We start from the raw sequence: 20,053 nt of genomic DNA on the forward strand, positions 1-20,053 counted from the left end.
GGCGGGGCGGCACTTTGCCGCCATCCGCGAATGGTCATGCGGCACAAACAGCACCGGGATCGCGGCTGCGACGGGTCCAATGCTCGGCCCCGACGGTATCGACAAAGATCGAATATACCGAGGTCGTGGCGGTGATGAACAGCCGATGGCCGTCTGCCCCGCCGAAGCACAGGTTCGCCACCTGCTCGGGCACCAGGATTTTTCCCAGCAAGGTCCCGTCCGGGGCAAAGCAGTGCACGCCGTCGCCAGCCGAGGTCCAGACATTACCGGCAATATCGACGCGCAATCCGTCAGGAAAGCCGTTGTCCAGCGTGCAGAAAATTCCCCGATCGTGCACCGCACCGGGTTCCACATCGAACATGCGGATCACAGGGGGGACGGACAGATCATGGCTTTTGCTGCTCTCGGCCACGTACAGCCGCTTCTCGTCGGGTGAAAAGGCCAATCCGTTCGGCTGGATGAAATCCCGGATCATCGCCTGCATCTGCCCATCGGGGCCAAGGCGATAGACGTTTCGCGTCGCCTGCTCCGGCACCGCCCGCCATCCTTCGAAGTTGGAAATGATGCCATAGGTTGGGTCGGTGAACCACAATGCCCCATCGGATGCCATCACCAGATCATTGGGGGAATTGAGTCGTTTTCCCTCGAACTCTGCGGTCAATACCGTCAACGATCCATCCGCCTCGGTGCGGACCACATCGCGTGTGCCGTGCCGGCAACCGATCAGCCGGCCGTGCAGATCCCGGCTGTTACCATTGTTGAACTTCGTTGCACGTCGGAACACGGAAACGCCGTCATGTTCGGACCAGCGCATAAGCCGCTCGGACGGGATATCCGAAAACAGCAGACATCCATGATCACCGAACCAGACTGGCCCCTCGGTCCATGTAAAGCCGGTGGCGATACGTTCCAGCTGTGACATGCCATGCACCAGCTCGCGGAATCGCGGGTCGATGATCTGCAGGTGGGGGGGGTAAATCGTCATAGGCGCGTCCTCCGCGTGCTTGCGGCAATAACGATGCCGATGATGATCAGCCCTGTCAGGATCAACCGCAGCCCGGCAGCGGCGCCGTAGGAATTCAGCATGGAGACGACCAGAAACATGAACAGCGATGCGCCCCAGATGCCCGGGACATTCGACAGTCCGCCCGCAATGGAGGTGCCGCCGATCACTACGACAGCAATAGAGAACAGCAGGTATTCGGCCCCCATGTTCAGCGCCGCACCACCGGAAAAGCTTGCCAGCAGGTATCCGGCAACGGCGGCCAGAAGGGATACCGTAAGATAGGCCCCCGCCCGTACAGCCTCTACAGGTACGCCGGCGAGACGTGCGGCACGGCGGTTCTGGCCGGTCGCCAGCAACCAGCGTCCCCAAAGTGTCCGTTCAAGCACCACCCATACGAGAATGGACAGGATCAGGCCTACAACCGCAATATTCGGAATTCCCATAACGCGACCGGTTGCAAAATCGGCCAGCTCGGCGGGCGGCTTGATCCGCAAGCCACGGTTGGACCAGATGGCAACCGATTGATATACCAGCGATGCGGCAAGTGTGGCGATGATCGGTGGAAGCCGAAGAAGATAGATCAGCGCAAGGTTCGCAACCCCGATACCCAGACCTACCAGCAGCGCCACCAAAAGCCCTATCATTGCCGAATTGGCTTCGCTGTTCATGACCTTCAGGCTGACGGTGGCCGCCAATGCCATTGCGGCCGGAATGGACAGATCGACATTGCCGGGCCCCAAGGTGATAACCAGCATCTGGCCCAGTCCGACAATTGCAGCGAAGGTGCCGAAGGTCAGCGCGGCATAGGCCAACTCCCCCGCGCCACGCCCTTCGGTCAATATCACGGTCATGAGGAATACAATGACTGCGGCCAGCCATGACCAAATCCATGGCCTGGAAATACGTCCGATGACGGCCCTCATGTCCGTGCCTCCCGCCGGGTGAAAATCAACCGTGCTGTCAGCACGAGGATCAGGATCGCGCCCTGCGCCCCGATCTGCCAATCCGGGTTCAAACGCATGAAGTTGAGAAAGGAGGATGCAAGCGTCAGCGTCAGCGCACCGATGACCGCCCCCGTTGGGGAAACCTTGCCACCCGTAAACTCTNCCCCCCCCGAGAATGACACCGGCAATGCTCAGCAATGTGTAGCGCAACGCGATATTCGCGTCTGCCGCCGTGGTCAGCCCCACCAGCGCCATTCCGGCCAGCACGGCAAACAGTCCTGCCATGCCGTAGGCCAGGGACTTCAGCCCGATGACCGACCAACCGGCGCGCGCCACGGAACGCCCGTTTCCCCCTATCCCTCGCAGCAGTGTCCCGACACTGGACCGCATGATGACAAAATGGGTAATGCCCGAAATCAGCCCGGCGGCCACGACAGCCATCGGTACGTAGGGTGGTTTTATCGTCATGATAGTGCGAAGCCATTCCGGAGATGTTCCGCCCGGGGCTGGCAGAATATACAATGCCATTCCGCCCCAAACAAAGGACATGCCCAATGTGACCACGATGGCCGGCAGATCCAGTTTATGGATCAGCGCCCCCATGGCTGCATAGGTCAGGATCAGCGCCATCAGGATGGATACACCCACGATCGGTGTGTCTTGAAGGAACGTCGCCGTGACACAGGCAACGAGGCTGACGAATGCCCCCATTCCCAAATCAATATCGTTAACCATAATGATCATCATCTGGGCGACCGTGGCGAGGGCGATCGGAACCGCCAGATTAAACAGCAGGTTCACCCCGAAATAGCTCATGGTGCGCGGCTGCATCCAGAACGTCGCGATCAGCAATACGGCAAGCGAGAGGATTGGAAGTACAATTCTATATCTTGTAGGCATGTCGTCACGCCTCCTGCATTTCAAACGAAGCTTCCAGAATGCGGTCTTCGGTGATGTCATCGCCGGTCAGTTCCGCGGAAATGACGCCGTTGCGATAAACGAAGACACGGTCACATTCGCAGACCTCTTCGGTTTCGGTAGAATACCACAGAAAGGTGCGCCCCTCTGCAGCCTCTGCCCGGATCATGGCGTAGACGTCCTGCTTGGTGCCGACGTCCACGCCCCGCATCGGATCATCCATGATCACCACCGATGCGTTTGAGGCGAAGGCCCGGGCAAACAGCACCTTCTGCTGGTTGCCCCCCGAAAGCGAAAGGATAGGGTGATCCAGATTACCGGTGCGGATCCCGATTTTCTTGCGCCAGATTTCTGCCAGATCCCGCTCGGCCTTCTGATCCAGAAAAAAGCGGCCCTGACCCAGAATGCTGATGGAGGCATTGCGCAGGATCGACCACAACGGCAGAACCCCATCTCTTCCGCGATCACCCGCGACAAAGGCCATCGCGGCATTCGACCCAGCCGCCCGCCATGCCGAGGTAGAGTCGAGATAAAGATCAGCCAAAGCTTCGGCCTGACCGTGACCTGCCAACCCGGACAGGCCAACAATCTCACCTTTCCGGGCAGAAAGCCCCTGCGGGGTACGCAGGATTTCCTCTTGGGAAATTTTGCGTTTCCTGTCCACATCCGCCGCGCGCTCTGTGGCGACATGGCCCATCGCCTCGACCAGACCCTGACGGGTGTAACCGGTCGCCGGTCTGTCCCCCACCACACGCCCGTCGCTCATGACGATGATGCGCGAGGCGACGGAAAATATCTCGCCCAGCATATGGCTGATGAATACCACGGCCCCACCATTCGCGCAGAAAGCACGGACATAATCCAGAAGCTGCTCGGCAATACCGGCATCCAGCGAGGAGGTCGGCTCATCCAGAATGACAAGGCGCGCTTTGGAACCGCGCGGGGCAAACCCGATGGCGATTTCCACCATCTGGCGCTCGGCAATGCCCAGTTGGTCCACCTCGTCATCAGGTGTAATCCGATGCCCGGGGAATACGGCGTCCAGTGCCGCCTTGATCTCTACTTTGGCCCTATTGCGCCAGCCGAACCCGCGTAGTTCGGAATGCGAGATACGGAGGTTTTCGGCAACGGTGAGGTTGGGGCAGAGCGACAGTTCCTGGAATACGGAACGGACGCCGGCGGCGAGCGCCCCTTTTCCCTGTGCATCGGGATAAGCCACCTGCCCCCCCGAGGGGGACAGGAAGCCGTTGATCATGTTCACAAGCGTCGATTTGCCGGCACCGTTATGGCCCACCAGGCCAATACATTCTCCGGCTGCGACAGACAGGCTGACCCCGTTCAGTGCCCTGACCGATCCGAAACGTTTTTCCACATCGGTCAGGGCCACAATCGGAGCGTTGTCAGGGACTAAGCGTTCCATGAGGCCTACTGCGCCTCGGCAATAACGGCTTTGGCGTCATCCACGGTGTAGGCCTGGTTGGCAACCGATCCCACAGGTGTCGATTCCAGATATTCATCCAACGTATCGTTGGTCACCTTCAGGAAGGGGACGGTCAGATCCTTCGGCACATCAGCACCATCCAGAATCTGCTGAGCTACCCAGAATGCGAGCGAGGCCACGCCGGGGGCGATGGATAACGACAGCGTCTCATACCCGTTCGCTTCGCGCTGCTCTGCCCACCATGCAAGTTCATCCTGACGATTGCCCATTATGATCAGCGGCGCCTCGCGACCTGCGGCGGCAAACGCCTGTGCCGCACCGTACCCGTCACCGCCCTGCGTCACGACACCGACCACTTCGGGCAAGGACGGCAGGATACCGGATACGGCCTTTTGTGCGACTTCCTGTGCCCAATCTCCGTGGACGGATCCGGCAATCTTGAACTGGGGATGCGCTTCAATACCTTCGTGGATCCCCTTGCTGATTGCACTGTCGGTGGACACACCGGCCAGGCCCCGTATCTCCAGCAAGTTTCCGCCTTCGGGCAGCCGGGAATTCAGGTATTCAATCTGCTGGCGGCCCACCTCCTCGAAATCGACCGAGATACGATAGGCGCATGGCTCTGTCACCACGCTGTCAAAGCTGACGACAAGCACACCGGCATTGCAGGCCTCCCTGACGGCGCCGTTCAACGCAGTCGGCGAGGCGGCGTTCAGCAGGATCGCGTCATACCCCTGCAGGATCATGTTCTGAATCTGGGCCGCCTGCTCTGTCGTCTGGTTCTCCGACGTCGTATAGGCATCGGCCGCCGCAACGACGCCGTCTGCCACCGCCTGATCCGCCGTTTCCTCGAATGTCTTCAGCATGGCCTGGCGCCACGAATTGCCCGCGTAATTATTGCTGAGGGCAATGCGTTTATCCGCAGTATCCGCAATGGCCATTCCGGCGGACAGACCCAATGTTGCCGCCGTAAGCAGCATGACCGTCTTTTTCATATTTCCCCCTTTGGGCACCCTTTTGGGCGTCCTCCCCGTTTCTGCGCCAATAAAAGCGGCAGCCTGATAACTGTGGAAACTGCATAGGCCTCTGTAAAGCGTGCTGTCCGCAAAAGTATTGCGGGAACCCGCAACGTTGTGGCGGGTCGCCCCATTCACAGATGCCGCAATCGGCGGTACGGTTTGACATGAGGGCAGTGGAGGGCCATCGTGAACGACATCGACCACAGGCCGGCATCCGTTACGCGCGATGTTCTGGTCCGAATTTGCGAGCATCTGGCAGCCGAGACCGAGATCCAGTCAGCGCTGAATGCGGTATCGCACGAGATCGCGGAACTGATCCCGTCCACGCATATCGACATCTGCCTGATAGATAGCCCGAATTGGGCCACAACCTACGAGCTGGGAATAAAGACGCGCTGGTCGAGAAAACGGACCCAGATCCGTTGCTCTCCGGTCAGGGACATCCTGACCGGAACGACCGATGTGATGATCACCGGCAATGCGATGGAAGATCCGCGGTACATCTTCGTTGGCGCAAGATATGAACCGATCCTCGAGCATCAGCTACGATCGCGGGTAAGCGTCGTGATGAAGGCGATGGGCCAGATCATCGGGTCGCTGAACATCTCGCATAACATCGAGGGGCTTTATGCCGAAAACAGTACCGAGGTGACACGCCAGCTTGCAGCAGTTTTGACGCCGTATTTCAACGCCCTGCACAGCGCCGAGCGCATGCACCGCGCGACCCATCTGAGCGTGCAGGCCAAAGCCCGCGAAGAGGGTCTAAGGCAGGGCGCATTGGAGCTGACACAGGCATTGGAACGGGAAAGGCAACGGATCGGCATGGATCTGCATGACCAGACGCTGGCTGATCTGACGCGCATTCTACGAGATCTGTCCGGTGACGCGCCGCTGCGCCGGACATCGCTTCTGGCCGCACGGATCGGCATGTGCATCGATGATCTGCGGCAGATCATAGACACGGCGGTGCCGACACTTCTGGAACTGTTCGGCTTTGCCCATGCCGTACGTATGCATCTGGAGCGGGCTGCAGGTTCTGCCGGGATCATGACCGAAGTAGCCGACAGGACCGATAACAGCATGGACCGGCTGGACAGCACAACCCGCACTGCCATGTACAGGATCGCGCAAGAGGCGATAAACAATGCCGCACGCCATGCCGGGGCAACCCGCATCGAGGTGCAGATCGAGCTGGATACCGGAAATCATCTGTGCCTGACGATCCGTGACAATGGATCAGGGTTCAAACACCAGCCCGACCGCGTCCCATCCGGGTTGGAACACATGCGAACCCGCGCAAGGTTGATCGATGCCCAGTTCGAGATATTCGAGCATCAGGGAACATGCGTATCCGTGACCCTGCCCCTGAAAGGGGTTCGAAAATTGAGCATCCAACCGGAGACAATATGAAAGTTCTGGTGGTCGAGGACGACCAATATCACGCCCGCTACATTCTGGACGCCATTTCCGAGGAGCTTCCGGAAGTGACCGAGACGATGCATGCGATCAACGGTCTGGATGGGGAGGCAGAGGCCCTTGCCGGTTCATTCGAAGGGATCGTGATGGATCTTCAGATGGATCTTCGGAACGGGATCGATGCTGCCCGAACGATCTGGTCGCGCAAACCGGAAACCCGCATCCTGTTCTGGTCCAACTATGCCGATGAGGCATATCTGCGAGGTATCTCCCGCATCGTGCCGCCGAACAGCGCCTATGGATACGTGTTGAAAACCGCAAGCAGCAGCAGACTGAAGCTGGCCCTGCGCGCAGTTTTGCTTGAAGGGCAGATCATGGTCGGGCGCGAGCTGGACCAATTGGGACGGCAGAACCGCAGAGGAAGTGTGCTGGAAGAAAGCGAATATGCGATCCTGCTGGATCTTGCACTTGGCCTGCAAGACAAGACCATTGCCAAACGACAGAACCTCTCGCTCCGCACTGTGCAGAACCGGCTCCTGTCGCTCTATGACAAATTGGGGATTGGCGAGGAAGATGGCCCGCCCCTGAACAAGCGGGTCCGTGCATTGAACTGCGCGCTCAGGAACAAGGTGTTGAACCTGCAGGTGCTTGAAAGCGCCGAAATGGATTATGAGAACCGGCGCAAGACCAGTTAGCCGCCCTGGGCCCGCCCCCCTGAAAGATTATGGAGAATGGCACATTCCGGGGCATCATTCCCCGGGCATTCGTCCAGCAGCGTTTCCAATTGCGCCTCCAACGCACGCAACTGAACGATCTTGGCGCGGACGCTGTCCAGATTTCGCAAGGCGAGTGCGCGTACATCCCGGCTGGCACGATCGGGATCTGCATCGAGCTGCAACAGGTTCCGGCATTCCTCCAGACCAAAGCCGAAGTGACGTGCCTGCGCCAGAAAGCGCAGTTGCCCGATCTGCCTGTTGCCGAATGTCCGGTATCCGTTATCCGAGCGATCGGCCTGTATAAGGCCGATCTCTTCATAATAACGGATGGTTTTGACCGGCAGGCCCGTTGCCCGCGCGGCTGCGCCGATATTCATTGGCGTCCTCCTACATCATCATAGCTTTGCCGAACGCAGGCGCAGCGCGTTGACGATCACCGAAATGGACGACAGGCTCATGGCAGCGGCCGCAACAATCGGCGACAGAAGCACACCGAGAAACGGATAAAGCACACCAGCGGCAATCGGAACGCCTGCTGAATTGTAGATGAAGGCAAAAAACAGGTTCAGGCGGATGTTGCACATCGTGGCCTCGGACAACCGGCGGGCGCGGACGATCCCCCCGAGGTCCCCCTTTACCAACGTAATACCGGCACTTTCGACCGCCACATCTGCCCCCGTGCCCATTGCGATACCGACATCTGCCTCGGCCAAAGCAGGTGCATCATTGACACCGTCGCCAGCCATCGCCACCGACAGCCCCTCAGCTTTCAATTTCCGGACCAATGCGCCCTTGTCATCCGGCGAGGTCCCTGCATGGACCTCATTGATCCCGAGTTCGGCACCGACCGCCTGTGCCGTAGCTTCGGCATCACCGGTCGCCATGACGATCCGCATCCCAAGCCCCTGAAGCGTATTGATTGCTTCCGAGGTGGTTTCTTTTATCCGGTCCGCAACCGCGATCAGGCCTGCGCTCTGACCATCAACCGCCACGAACATCGCGGTTTTTCCCGAAGCCTGCAATTCTGCTGCGCGTTCGGTAATGGGCCCAGGCTCGATCCCCAGATCTGTCATCAAGGCCCTGTTCCCTAGAGCAACTGTCCGATTATCCACGGTGCCTGTCACACCCTTGCCGGTCACGGCCTCAAAATCGCTGCTGTCCTTACGTGCAGCGCCACGTTCGTCTGCACCGGAAACAATTGCCTCTGCCAAGGGGTGTTCGGAGCCACGCTCCAGCGCGGCAACCAGCGTCAGGAAATCGGTTTCGGACATTCCGACAGGTTCCACATCGGTCAGTTCGGGCTTCCCCTCGGTCAGGGTACCGGTTTTATCAACGATCAACACATTCACCTTGGCAAAACGCTCCAAGGCCTCGGCATCACGGATCAGGACACCGGCATTGGCCCCCCGGCCCGTTGCAACCATGATCGACATGGGGGTAGCAAGGCCCAAGGCACAGGGGCAGGCGATGATCAGCACAGACACCGCAGCCACAAAAGCATAGGACAGGGCCGGCGACGGGCCAAATATCCACCATGCGATGAATGCCAGAACGGCACTGCCGATGACGGCTGGTACGAAATACTTGGCAACCCGATCGGCAGTTGCCTGAATGGGCGCGCGGGAGCGTTGTGCCTTGGCAACCATATTCACGATCCGGCTAAGCGTGGTATCGTCCCCCACGCCCGTTGCCTGCATCAGAAAACTGCCGGTCTTGTTCAACGTACCGCCGGTAACGTCATTGCCCTGCACCTTTTCCACAGGGACGGGTTCACCGGTAATCATGCTTTCATCGACAGATGACCGCCCATCCGTGACCGTGCCGTCCACGGGAACGCTTTCCCCCGGGCGGACCCGCAGGATATCGCCGGCCTTCAGGTCTTCCAGCGGCACATCCTCATCCCGGCCCTCCACGACACGACGTGCGGTTTTGGGTGCAAGGTTCATCAGGGCCCGGATGGCGTCCCCCGTCCGTTCACGGGCAGCAAGCTCCATCACCTGCCCCATGAGGACCAGCACAAGAATTACCGAGGCCGCTTCGAAATAGACAGGGGCAACGCCTGCGGTGTCCAGCATCTGGGCTGGAAGAATGCCGGGCGCCAGCAGGGAAATTATGGAGAAAACGTAGGCTGCGCCTGTTCCCAAAGCGATCAGCGTCCACATGTTGGGCGACCGGTTCCTGATCGACGCCCATCCGCGTTTGTAGAAGGGCCAGCAAACAAAAACGACAGGTGTCGCAAGCAGGAACTGCACCCAACCGAACGCACGCGCACCGATCCATTCGGCAAAGGGAATGCCGATATGGCTGCCCATCTCCAATACAAGAATGATAAGTGCGAGAGGGGCTGTAATCCACAACCGCCTTTTGAAATCGACATATTCCGGGTTCGGTCCGCTGTCAGCAGACGGGGTCATCGGTTCCAGGGCCATGCCGCATATCGGACAATCGGCGGGATGATCCTCGATGATTTCCGGATGCATGGGACAGGTGAACTGCGTCCCCTCGGGCATCGGCTCGGGCGCGGGCTGGTCCCCCAGATATTTGCCCGGTTCGGCTTCGAACCTGGTTTGGCACCCTGCTGAGCAGAAATAGAATCGGGTCCCCTCATGCTTGGTCATATAGGCGGCACCCGCCTTTTCAACCGTCATACCGCAAACCGGATCCCTGGCCGTCCTATATGCCTCGGGGTCGGCCATGAATTTGTCCCGGCATCTGGCAGAACAGAAATGATATTCATGTCCGTCATGTTCTGCGACCGGCGTGTCCGGCGTAGGCTCGACCAGCATTCCGCAGACCGGGTCACGAATGACCTGACCCGATACCGCATCGTGCTGCATGTCATTGGCGGGTTTCATGGTCGATCCTTTCATGGATAAATCTGATCGACACATGAGATAAACCCTCCCCTTGGTGGAGGGTCAAGACCTTGGGTGCCATCAGACAGGTTTTCATGAAGGACCATAGGACGCAAACGGGGCGGATCACGCAATGCACGGAAAATATACCAATCACAACAACGCCATGTCACGCGGGGCATGAAGCGGCTAGCATGCGGCAAACGGATCAGGCATGGTTTGCGAACAGCCGCCGTTATCAAAGGACACCGTTCATGGCAAAGCTTCTGGTCATCAATCCGAATTCCGATACCGAAGTGACTGCCAGCATCGAACGATCCCTTTTGCCATGGGCACGCATGGGATTTACCATCGAATGCGCAACGAACCGAACCGGCCCGCTGACCATTTCATCCGATGAGGACGCCGTCCGAGCAGGGGAGGATGTCCGCCGTGATGCTGCAACGTCCGATGCCGACGCGATCCTTGTGGCATGTTTTTCGGATCCGGGGGTGGACTATCTCCGGCGTGAAACCAAACGCCCTGTTTTCGGCGTTCAGGAATCTGGCATACTGACAGCGATGTCGCTTGCAAACAGGTATGGTATCATCGCGCTGTCCGAACGCGCCGTGCCGCGACATATGGCCCGGATAGAGCGCTTGGCCCTGGTGGATCGTTGCGCAGGCGAAATCGGTTTGTCAGGCTATTCCGCCTTGGATGTGGGCCGCAGCGATGAGGCATTTGCAGAATCCATCACTGCGGGGCGGGCATTGGCGTCACGTGGCGCGGGGGCGATCGTTCTGGGTTGCGCGGGGTTTGGCCCCCGCCGGGCCGCGTTGGAAAAGGAATTGGGTATCCCGGTGATCGACCCGGTTCTGGCAGGCGCAACACTGGCGCTTGGCGCACTTATGTCTCAGCAGGCATTGTCCTGACCCAAGGACAGGCGGTCGGACATATCCAGGGCTGACCGTCGTACCTCGCGCAGAAACGCGGTTGCGGGTTTGCTCAGCATCCGGCGTTTGGAATAGATGGCCGATGCGGTCAGGATATGCGCAGGTTCGAACGGGCGGACTACAAGGCTTTCGCCCATGGCGGCGGCAGCGCTGAGTGCATCCACGACCGCAACGCCGACCTTGTTCTGCACCAGAATGCACGCCGTATTGCAATATCGGGTTTCGGCCACGAAATCCAACGGTGCGCCTTCCTGCTGGAACGCTGCACGAAGTGTTTTTCCCATTCCCGTGTTGCGATCCAGAGAGATGAGCGGCTGGCCGACAAGATCCCAAGGGCGCACCACCGCCAGTTCAGCCAACGGAGAGTCGGGCGGCATGACACAGACGATTGGCTGCGAGAATAACTGTTCGACCTCGAACGCGGTTTCGTCCACCTCGCCCACGACAAACCCGAGATCTGCCATGCCGGAATCCACATTCTGCAGAACCTGCGAGAAAGTGGCGATTTCATAGAAGGTGCGCACCCCCTTGTGACGACCAAAGAAGCGCTGCATCGCCAAAGGGATCAAGGAGTGCCCCAAGGGAGGGCTGGAGTAGGCCCGCAGGCTCTCGCTTCTGCCCAGCTTCAGATCCTCCAACCGTTCGCTGAAAACCTTGTAATTTTCAAACAAAGGTTCGCTTTCCGCATAAAGCTGGCGGGCCTGCTCTGTTGTGAACAGACGATTGTTCACACGCTCGAACAGGGGAAATCCGAGCTGAGATTCCAGATGCTTCAACGCATTTGATACGGCAGGTTGCGACATGCCCAGCTCACGCCCTGCCTGTACCGTCGTTTTGCACTTGATGACGGTCCGAAGCACTTCGATCTGCCGCAGGTTCATTGTTCGCCTCCATATATTCATATGAATTATTGTCTCATGAAAAACGGAATGTCATTGGATAGGGAACTGACGACTGACAGACGGACCGATATTGACTGGAAACGTCCAATAATTGTTCCGGAATGCGCGAAATCGGGCACTTCTAATTTTATACCCGCCGTCTTGGACTATAACCTATTCATATAGATATGTCCGGATTTGGATAGCTGCGGGAATTGATGCCGAGGACCAGCGCAAGCTACGCTACGGCATCAATCAGATATCGGACCGCCCCATGACACTCCTCGCCCCTGCAAAGGCCGTTGGCACCAAAGCTGTGCTGGGTCGCCATGTTCTTGCATTCGTTGCAGGCGCGCCGCAGGTGCTGCGCGATACTTGGGTCGTGACAGAGGGCGACACGATCGTGGATATCACGCCTCACCGCCCGACACAGGTCGACGAGGTTCACGACCGCCCACACCAATTCATCATTCCCGGCATGATGAACCTTCACAATCACTGCTTTTCCGAAGGTGTGGCCCGCACCCACTGTGAAGATGGCGGTGGCCGTCGCGCAGGGGCCAGCATAATCTACACTGTCCTGATGCCCCTGACCCGTATCGGCGCCGACATCCTGACAAGCGATGAACGTATGGCAGTGGCCCGCTTGGGCATTCTGCAATTGCTGAAGGGGGGCGCAACCACGGTCATGGAACCGTTTCGCGCGACCATTCCGGAGATGTTCGATGCCGCGATGGAAATGGGCATCCGCTTCTACGGCGCACCCTATCTCTTTTCAGCCGATATGCCGGTGGGCAACTCCGATGGCACCATAGACTACCAGGCGTCAGACACCAATCCGATGCGCGATCTGGAAATCTGGCAAAACCTCCATGATCTTTGGGAGGGTAAGGACAACGGTCGCATACGCCTTGCCATGAGCCCCCATGCCACTGATACCTGCGATCCGGATTTTCTGCGCCATATTACGGATCACGCCCGGAATTTAGGGGTACCGTCCACAATCCATGCAGCCCAAAGCGTCGGCGAAATGGAAACGATTGCCCGCCGCTATGGCGGGCGCACGCCAATCGAATACCTTGACTGGCTGGGTGTGATGGACCGTGATATGTCGGTGGCCCATTGCATTCGCGCCACCGATGCAGATCTGGCACTCATGGCGGCGCGGGATACCACGATCCTCAACTGCCCACGTGTTTTTGCCCGAAGCGGCACGGTAGCGTCCTACGCCCGGCTTCGAAGCCACGGGGTGCGTACCGTTGTCGCGGCCGACGGTTATAATATGGACCTGCTGGCAGAGGTGAATGCAGCCGCCCTGATTTCAAAGATCACGACCGGAGATGCCCGCCAGGCAACATCGCCCGAGCTGGCCAACGCCGTCACCCTGCATGCCGCCGAGGCGTTGCGCCGCGATGACCTGGGCCGGATCGCAATAGGGGCCAAAGCGGATCTGACCGTGCTCGATTTCAGCCATCCACACCTGCAGCCCATGCATGACCCACTGCGGGCGATGGTCTGGCTGGCAAATCGTGCAAATATCGGCATGGTCATGGTCGATGGGCGCGTCCTTATCAAGAACGGTATGGCCTGCGATCTGGACGAAGCCGCCGTCGTGAATGCCGGTGCCAGTGCAATTCATAAGATATGGGATCTGCCCGAGGCGCGCGACGCCCTGACCGGCTGAAAACAGGTGCAGGCGCGGCCTGCGCCAGCTTTCTCAAAAACTGCAGCTGCATAAACCATGGCCCATTATCGGTCGTGGTATTTTATCATTTCGGCAAAAATTTGCGCGGACGGGCATATTTTCTGTAAATCAAATCGTCACTTGGCGATAGATTCACCCGAATACGCACGCGGACGGATGTTTTCGGTATTTCATCTTGATGTGCGAATGAAAATAAAACGACATCTAGGCAAATAATGAAAACGCATCATCTCCAGCCACCATTATCGGGAGCCGTGTTATGAACCAGTTGAATACAATTCCGATCGACATGGGTTTTATCCGCAAGCACGGGCTTTGGACCGAACAGCAGATTTCGGAAGCGGAGGCGGTTCTGGCCTTGGTGGAAGAAAAGAAGCTTCGAACCATCCGTGTCGCAACGGCCGATCCGCAAGGTAAATTGCGGGGCAAAACGCTCATGCCAAAGACGTTCAGATCGGCGATGAAAAACGGGCTGGATTTCACCACCGCACAATACAATTTCGATAGTGCCGAAGGCATTGCCTATAACCCCTTTACGACGGATGGCGGCCTCGGATTTACCGAAATGGCGGGCTTTCCTGATGTGGTGCTGGTGCCGGACCCGAATACCTTCAAGATTCTGCCGTGGTGTGACCGGACAGGCTGGATTCTGGGGGATATGTATTTCCATGATGGTCGGCCGATGCCATTTGATGCGCGCCACAAGCTGAAGGCAGTCGAGGCCGATATGAGGCGCGAGGGCTATCACGTCGTTGCGGGGCTGGAGATCGAATTCTATGTGACGCGCCTGCTCGACCAGCACCTGGGTGCCGTACATATGGGCGGCCTTGGCATTCCGCCCACCCCCCCGAAGGTTGAGGCACTTTGGCGTGGGTATGCCTATCAGGCCGAAGAACATCACGACCAGATCGCAACACTCCTTGATACGTTGGCCGATCACTGCACGGCGCTTGGCCTGCCCCTGCGGACGATGGAAGACGAGATGGGTCCCGGGCAGCTGGAGTTTACCTTCGACGTTCAATCCGGCCTTGAAGCGGCTGACACGATGACGCTATTCCGGTCCATGGTGAAACAGGTCTGCACGCGGATGGGCTATCATGCCACGTTCATGACGCTGCCGGGCCTTCCCAATTTCGTTGCCTCTGGCTGGCATCTGCATCAAAGTCTGGCAGATGACACGGGCATCAATATCTTTGCCGCATGCGAGGAAAGCGGCGAATTGCTGACAGAGGTCGCGCGCCATTACGTCGGCGGTCTGCTGCAACACGCAGTAGAAGCATCGGTATTCACCACGCCTACCGTCAACGGGTACAAACGCAGAAAGCCGAATTCGCTCGCCCCTGACAGATCGACATGGGGCTACGACAATCGCGCGGCGATGATCCGTGTGCAGGGTGGGCCGGGTGATCCGGCTACCCACGTGGAAAACCGTGTGGGGGAGCCGACGGCAAACCCCTATCTGTATATCGCATCCCAAATCGCCAGCGGACTCGACGGAATCCGCAACCGGATCGACCCCGGCCCGCTGGAGGCATCGCCCTATGAAGCAACGCACCGTCCGCTTTTGCCGACGAACCTGCCGGATGCTGTCGAAATTCTGGCCGGTTCCACGTTCTTCAAGGATACCTTCGGGGAGGAATTCATTGCGTGGCTGATCGGGATCAAGAAATCGGAAATTGCCCGCTTCACCGCCGCGCACCCTGATTGGGCCGCAACGCCAGAGGTGGTTACCGAATGGGAACACCGCGAATATTTCACTCGCTACTGACCTGTCGCATGTATCAGTATTCCGGAGGGTTTCATGCCTGATCCAACCGATTATTCCGACCTGATCGAAGCCGATCGGGTACATCGAACGCTCTATACAGACGAGCAGATATTCCGCACAGAAATGAACAAGATCTATGGCGGAACCTGGACATACCTCGCGCACGCCAGCGAGTTGTCCAAGCCCTACAGTTTTGTGCGGCGTACATTGGGCCTGCGCCCTGTGATCGTTACAAAAGACCGGAATGGGCAGTTCCATGGCGTGCTCAACCGATGCACACATCGCGGAGCAACAGTGTGCCGCGATGAATCCGGAACTGCCCGCCGCTTTACCTGCCCTTATCATAACTGGTCGTTCGACAATACCGGCGCATTGGTCGGTGTACCTATGGAAGAGGGCTACGGCCCCGATTTCGACAAATCGAAACTGGGTCTGGGCAAGCTGCGGGTCGCTGAATATCGCGGTTTCATCTTCGGCACCCTGAATTCCGAACTACCCGATCTCGAAACGCATCTGGGACATGCCGCACGTCGCCTGGATGAATGGATGGACAGGTGGCCGGGGGGCAGAATTTCGGTACGGCACGGTCAGCATAAACTGATCTGCAACGGCAACTGGAAGCTGGTGAACGACAACTCTGCCGACGGCTACCATCCGGGATTTTCGCACGCATCGCTTTTGCGGATGCGCAAGGATCGCTATGGCGGCGGGGTGGATATGCAATGGGTTCTGGGAAACGTGGACGAAGGGCTGCAGACGGTGGCCGATCTTGGGAACGGGCATACTTTTCTGGATCAGCGGCGTGAGATCGAACGTTATTGGGACCAATCCGCCCCTATGCCCGGCGAGGACAGCTATGTAGAAACATTGCGCACAAGGATGGGCGAAAAGGCCGAGGCTGCGCTGGATATGGTCATGGGATCCGGCATGAACCTGAACATCTTCCCGAACCTGCTGATCATCGGCAATCAGATACAGGTGATTGTACCGCGCGCGCTGGCGCGGACTGACCTGATCTGGTATTCGACATCGATCGAGGCAGATGACATTCCCCCTGAAATCAACTCTCTCCGCATGCGGCTGCAAGAGGATTTCCCTTCGTTTGGCGAACCGGATGATCTGGCAAATTTCGAAGAATGCCAGTCAGGCCTGTCCGTTCCCGAAATGGAATGGCTTGTGGTCAGCCGCCATCGCACGACCGGTAAGGAATATGTCGATGAACACGGGCATACTACAGGCCCAGTAACCGACGAACTTCCGATCCGCGCATTCTGGGCCGAGTGGCAGAAATGGATGACCTCCACGACGAAACTGGTGGCGCAATGAAAAGCCTTGATGATTATTTCGACCCGGGCTTTACGGTCGATGACATCCTCGCGGATGCGAAAACCTCACCCTATATCAATGACGCCTATTATGCGAAGCTGCGGGCGGACATGCAGGAATGGGATGCCGCCGGTGCTCCGCTGACCGAGGCGGAGCGGCAGGATTACGAAGCATTGATCCTGCAGGAGAACTGGCTGCTGGACCGACGCAATTTTGAACGCTGGTATCAGCTCTATACCCGCGAATGCGTCTATTGGGTTCCTGCGGCGCATGATCTACCTGCCAACGCAGAGCTTGATCCACAAAGCCATGTCACGATCGCCTTCGATGACAGGCGGCGGATGGGGGATAGAATTGTGTGGCTGCGGACCGGTGTCGCCTATTCCCAACTACCGCCCTCTTATACGGCGCATCATGCATCCGGTTTTGTAAGGGTGTCCACTGTAACCAAGGGTGAGGTAAAGGTCCGCTCGCAATTCATCCTTCACGAAATGCGTGCCAATAATCCAGTCCAGACGCTGAGCGGCTGGATGGGGCATGTATTCAAATCCGAAGATGGCAAGTTGAAGATCGACCGAAAGGTAGTCTGCCTTCTGGATGCGCAACGCGCCCACCATAACCTGACCTTCCTGATCTGACCACGCAGCCCCGAAGCAGCCATGTGGCTGCTAATGGTTTGGCCGAATGCACGAGGAATATCCTTATGGATGATGCAGCAGACCTACCCCTCGCCCGCGATCTGCTCGTCACGCGGAGCCAATGGCTGGCAGAGGGAATTATGGGGCTGTCATTTTCTGACCCATCGGGAGCACCACTGCCCCGGTGGAATGCCGGCTCCCATATCGATGTCACACTGCCATCAGGGCAGATCCGGTCATATTCCCTTTGCGGTACGCCTGATAGTGGCACCTATGACATTGCCGTCCTGCTTGAGGCTGAGGGGCGCGGCGGTTCAAGGGAATTGCACCGCACGCAATTGGTCGGGCACAAGCTGCCCGTCAGGGGGCCGCGATGTGATTTTCCATTGGATTTCACGGCGGATCATCACCTGTTCATCGCCGGAGGTGTCGGCATTACACCTGTCTTGCCAATGATCCGTACCCTAGCTGCCGAAGGACGCCGCTGGACATTGTACTATTTGGGAAAACAGCGGGCCCGTATGGCCTTCCTGCCGGAAATATCTACCCTCTCCGGCGGAAATGCACATGTCTTTGCCGGTGATACCGGTGAGCGGATGAACATCGAGCAAGTGCTGGACTGCGGTGCGCTTGGCACCACAGTCTATTGCTGCGGCCCTGAAAGATTGATGGCGGCAGCCGAGACCGCAAGTACGACGCGCGGGCTTGCCTTTCGGATGGAACGGTTCGGCCGCCCCGATCTTCAGAAACCTGTTGTGCAAGAGCCACCGCTTCATGGTGAAGACGACACAGCGCCGATCGACCCTGACGGCACCTTCGAGGTGGAAATGCGTGCCACTGGCGTGACCATAACCATAAGCCCGGGGCAAAGTATTCTGGGCGAGGCGCGCAAGCAACGGCAGGGGCTGAGCTTCAACTGCGCGGATGGTTACTGCGGGACATGTGAAACCGCGGTGATCTCCGGATGCCCTGATCACCGCGACACAGTCCTTTCGGACGAGGAACGTGCCGCAAATGAAACGATGATGATCTGTGTCAGCCGCGCCTGCACCCGCAAACTGGTGCTAGATCTTTAAGGCCTGCGCCGGATACGGGGATCTTCTTCCTTGATCTGCAATCTTTCGTAATCAGCCAGCCGGTCACGTGCATTGGTGCCGATGCTGCGGGCAACTTCTGAAATCAGCATTTCGGTAACCGCAAACGCACCGGTCATGGAATCGAACGGTTCCACACCCGCAGTATTGGCGGTAAGCAGCGCATCCGCCTGCGAGGACAGCGGAGACAGGTATTGATCCGTGACCACAATCAGGAATGCCCCCCGCTTCAGAGCAGCTACGCCCCAATCCACCGAAACCTGCTGATACCGGCGGAAATCATAAACGACGACAACGCTGCGATCCCCAAGATCAACCAGACTTCCGATACGCCCACCTGAATCCGCCGGCACAACCGATACACCGGTACGCAATAGCGACAAGTAAGCTCCCAGATGGCGTGCCAGCACATGGGAATAACGTCCGCCCATCAAGCTTACGTTGCGCGCAGGATCCGCCAAGGCGGCCACGGCAGCCTTAACATCACGATTGTCGATATGCTGGAATGTGGAGGTTATCGAGGCGATATAGGACGATGCGGCACGGCTGACGGGGTCGGTATCTGCCTTTTCCTCTTCGGGATAGACATCAAGCGGCGAAAACATGCGTGCCTGCACCTCTTGTCGCAGGGCATCATGAAAGGCGGAGTAGCCGGAATACCCAAGCTTGGTGATAAGTCGCGTGACCGTTGGCGCGCTGACACCAGCCTTTGCAGCCAGCTGAACGATCGGCAACAATCCGGAAACAGGGTAATTCCCCATTAATTCGCTAGCGATGGCCAATTCTGCGGTCGTCATTACAGAGCGATAACTTCGAAGACGTTCTGCTACCGTCTGTGTGTTTCCAGCCGACTTGTCAGCCATATCAACCTACTTTTCCCCAAACAGGATACTCACCAAAGTATATCCCTTTAATGCAGCCATTATTCAAGGCGAGTCGATACGGGTAAATTGTAGCTCTGCCCCCACGAGGGGGATACTTATCCATTAAGATTATACATTAATGGATATTAACCATAAATTGCATTTGGTAGATTACCATAGCATCACGACTGACCGGTAAATTCAACGATAGCAATATATTATACTACGGCAGTCCTTATTTAGAGAGGTCACCTCAAAGCGAGCTTGACGCAATAAAATCGATAATTATGTATGAAAGATCAATTTGAAGCCATTTTCATTTATGGTCTTTTCTATAAATAGACGGAATTTTTTATTTTGTTGATGGCACGTCACCGGTCATGCGGAAATTTGTCGCACATACACCAATATGCGAGAGCATGTGGTAATCAGCTGACATCAACTCTACGGGCGATATGATACGGGCGCTTACATCACACTGAGTAAGCGCCCGCCATAAGCATATACATGTAGATCAGGAATAAACCCTGT

General features: G+C 57.7%; 16 protein-coding genes. 8 read left to right on the top strand and 8 right to left on the bottom strand.

Annotation, left to right across the window (positions count from 1 at the left end; translation table 11 throughout):
* Positions 1-34: 34 nt before the first annotated feature.
* The 4 genes from TR36_RS11645 to TR36_RS11660 form a co-directional block, all read right to left on the bottom strand.
* Positions 35-985: an SMP-30/gluconolactonase/LRE family protein gene (locus TR36_RS11645; RefSeq protein WP_062763291.1), complete on the bottom strand. Its 951-nt coding sequence runs from the start codon at positions 983-985 to the stop codon at positions 35-37.
* Positions 982-2,850 carry an ABC transporter permease gene (locus TR36_RS16040; RefSeq protein ID WP_237763573.1) on the bottom strand — a complete coding sequence of 623 codons (1,869 nt, stop codon included), beginning with the start codon at positions 2,848-2,850 and terminating at the stop codon, positions 982-984. The genes TR36_RS11645 and TR36_RS16040 overlap by 4 nt, the downstream gene beginning before the upstream one ends.
* 4 nt (positions 2,851-2,854) lie before the next feature.
* Entirely contained in the window at positions 2,855-4,288 is a 1,434-nt protein-coding gene (locus TR36_RS11655) for a sugar ABC transporter ATP-binding protein (RefSeq protein WP_045392313.1), read from the bottom strand.
* A 5-nt stretch (positions 4,289-4,293) separates the two neighbouring features.
* Positions 4,294-5,304: an ABC transporter substrate-binding protein gene (locus TR36_RS11660; protein WP_045392311.1), complete on the bottom strand. Its 1,011-nt coding sequence runs from the start codon at positions 5,302-5,304 to the stop codon at positions 4,294-4,296.
* 210 nt (positions 5,305-5,514) lie between these two features.
* Between TR36_RS11660 and TR36_RS11665 the strand changes: the two genes are divergently transcribed.
* Together TR36_RS11665 and TR36_RS11670 are read left to right on the top strand one after the other, a co-directional pair.
* Entirely contained in the window at positions 5,515-6,738 is a 1,224-nt protein-coding gene (locus TR36_RS11665; RefSeq protein WP_237763574.1) for an ATP-binding protein, read from the top strand.
* The gene (locus TR36_RS11670; RefSeq protein WP_045392309.1) at positions 6,735-7,439 is read left to right on the top strand and encodes a response regulator transcription factor; all 705 of its coding nucleotides are present in this window, start codon (positions 6,735-6,737) and stop codon (positions 7,437-7,439) included. Before TR36_RS11665 ends, TR36_RS11670 begins: the two co-directional genes overlap by 4 nt.
* On the opposite strand, the gene TR36_RS11675 is transcribed toward TR36_RS11670, so the two are convergent.
* Together TR36_RS11675 and TR36_RS11680 are read right to left on the bottom strand one after the other, a co-directional pair.
* A complete protein-coding gene (locus TR36_RS11675; RefSeq protein ID WP_045392307.1) occupies positions 7,436-7,837 on the bottom strand; it encodes a MerR family DNA-binding protein in 402 nt (133 codons plus the stop codon). The genes TR36_RS11670 and TR36_RS11675 overlap by 4 nt on opposite strands.
* 18 nt (positions 7,838-7,855) lie before the next feature.
* Positions 7,856-10,315 (bottom strand): heavy metal translocating P-type ATPase, encoded by a 2,460-nt coding sequence (locus TR36_RS11680; protein WP_062763293.1) that lies wholly within the window; start codon positions 10,313-10,315, stop codon positions 7,856-7,858.
* A gap of 254 nt (positions 10,316-10,569) precedes the next feature.
* Here TR36_RS11680 and TR36_RS11685 point away from each other — a divergent pair, with 254 nt between their 5' ends.
* Complete coding sequence (locus tag TR36_RS11685) at positions 10,570-11,226, top strand: aspartate/glutamate racemase family protein (protein WP_062763295.1); 657 nt, start codon at positions 10,570-10,572, stop codon at positions 11,224-11,226.
* On the opposite strand, the gene TR36_RS11690 is transcribed toward TR36_RS11685, so the two are convergent.
* On the bottom strand, positions 11,208-12,128 hold the full coding sequence (locus TR36_RS11690) for a LysR family transcriptional regulator (protein WP_045392303.1): 921 nt from the start codon (positions 12,126-12,128) through the stop codon (positions 11,208-11,210). The genes TR36_RS11685 and TR36_RS11690 overlap by 19 nt on opposite strands.
* 274 nt (positions 12,129-12,402) lie before the next feature.
* On the opposite strand from TR36_RS11690, the gene TR36_RS11695 reads away from it, so the two are divergent.
* From TR36_RS11695 to TR36_RS11715, 5 genes are all read left to right on the top strand, one after another.
* A complete protein-coding gene (locus TR36_RS11695; protein WP_062763297.1) occupies positions 12,403-13,812 on the top strand; it encodes an amidohydrolase family protein in 1,410 nt (469 codons plus the stop codon).
* Between the two features lie 280 nt (positions 13,813-14,092).
* Entirely contained in the window at positions 14,093-15,601 is a 1,509-nt protein-coding gene (locus TR36_RS11700) for a glutamine synthetase family protein (RefSeq protein ID WP_202814417.1), read from the top strand.
* A gap of 33 nt (positions 15,602-15,634) precedes the next feature.
* Positions 15,635-16,927 carry a Rieske 2Fe-2S domain-containing protein gene (locus TR36_RS11705; protein ID WP_062763299.1) on the top strand — a complete coding sequence of 431 codons (1,293 nt, stop codon included), beginning with the start codon at positions 15,635-15,637 and terminating at the stop codon, positions 16,925-16,927.
* On the top strand, positions 16,924-17,565 hold the full coding sequence (locus tag TR36_RS11710; RefSeq protein WP_045392298.1) for an aromatic-ring-hydroxylating dioxygenase subunit beta: 642 nt from the start codon (positions 16,924-16,926) through the stop codon (positions 17,563-17,565). The genes TR36_RS11705 and TR36_RS11710 overlap by 4 nt, the downstream gene beginning before the upstream one ends.
* Positions 17,566-17,630: 65 nt before the next feature.
* A complete protein-coding gene (locus TR36_RS11715; RefSeq protein WP_045392297.1) occupies positions 17,631-18,641 on the top strand; it encodes a PDR/VanB family oxidoreductase in 1,011 nt (336 codons plus the stop codon).
* On the opposite strand, the gene TR36_RS11720 is transcribed toward TR36_RS11715, so the two are convergent.
* A complete protein-coding gene (locus TR36_RS11720) occupies positions 18,638-19,522 on the bottom strand; it encodes a MurR/RpiR family transcriptional regulator (protein WP_062763301.1) in 885 nt (294 codons plus the stop codon). The genes TR36_RS11715 and TR36_RS11720 overlap by 4 nt on opposite strands.
* Between the last annotated feature and the right edge of the window lie 531 nt (positions 19,523-20,053).

The organism is Falsirhodobacter sp. alg1 (genome assembly GCF_000739715.2).
Taxonomy (GTDB): Bacteria; Pseudomonadota; Alphaproteobacteria; order Rhodobacterales; family Rhodobacteraceae; genus Falsirhodobacter.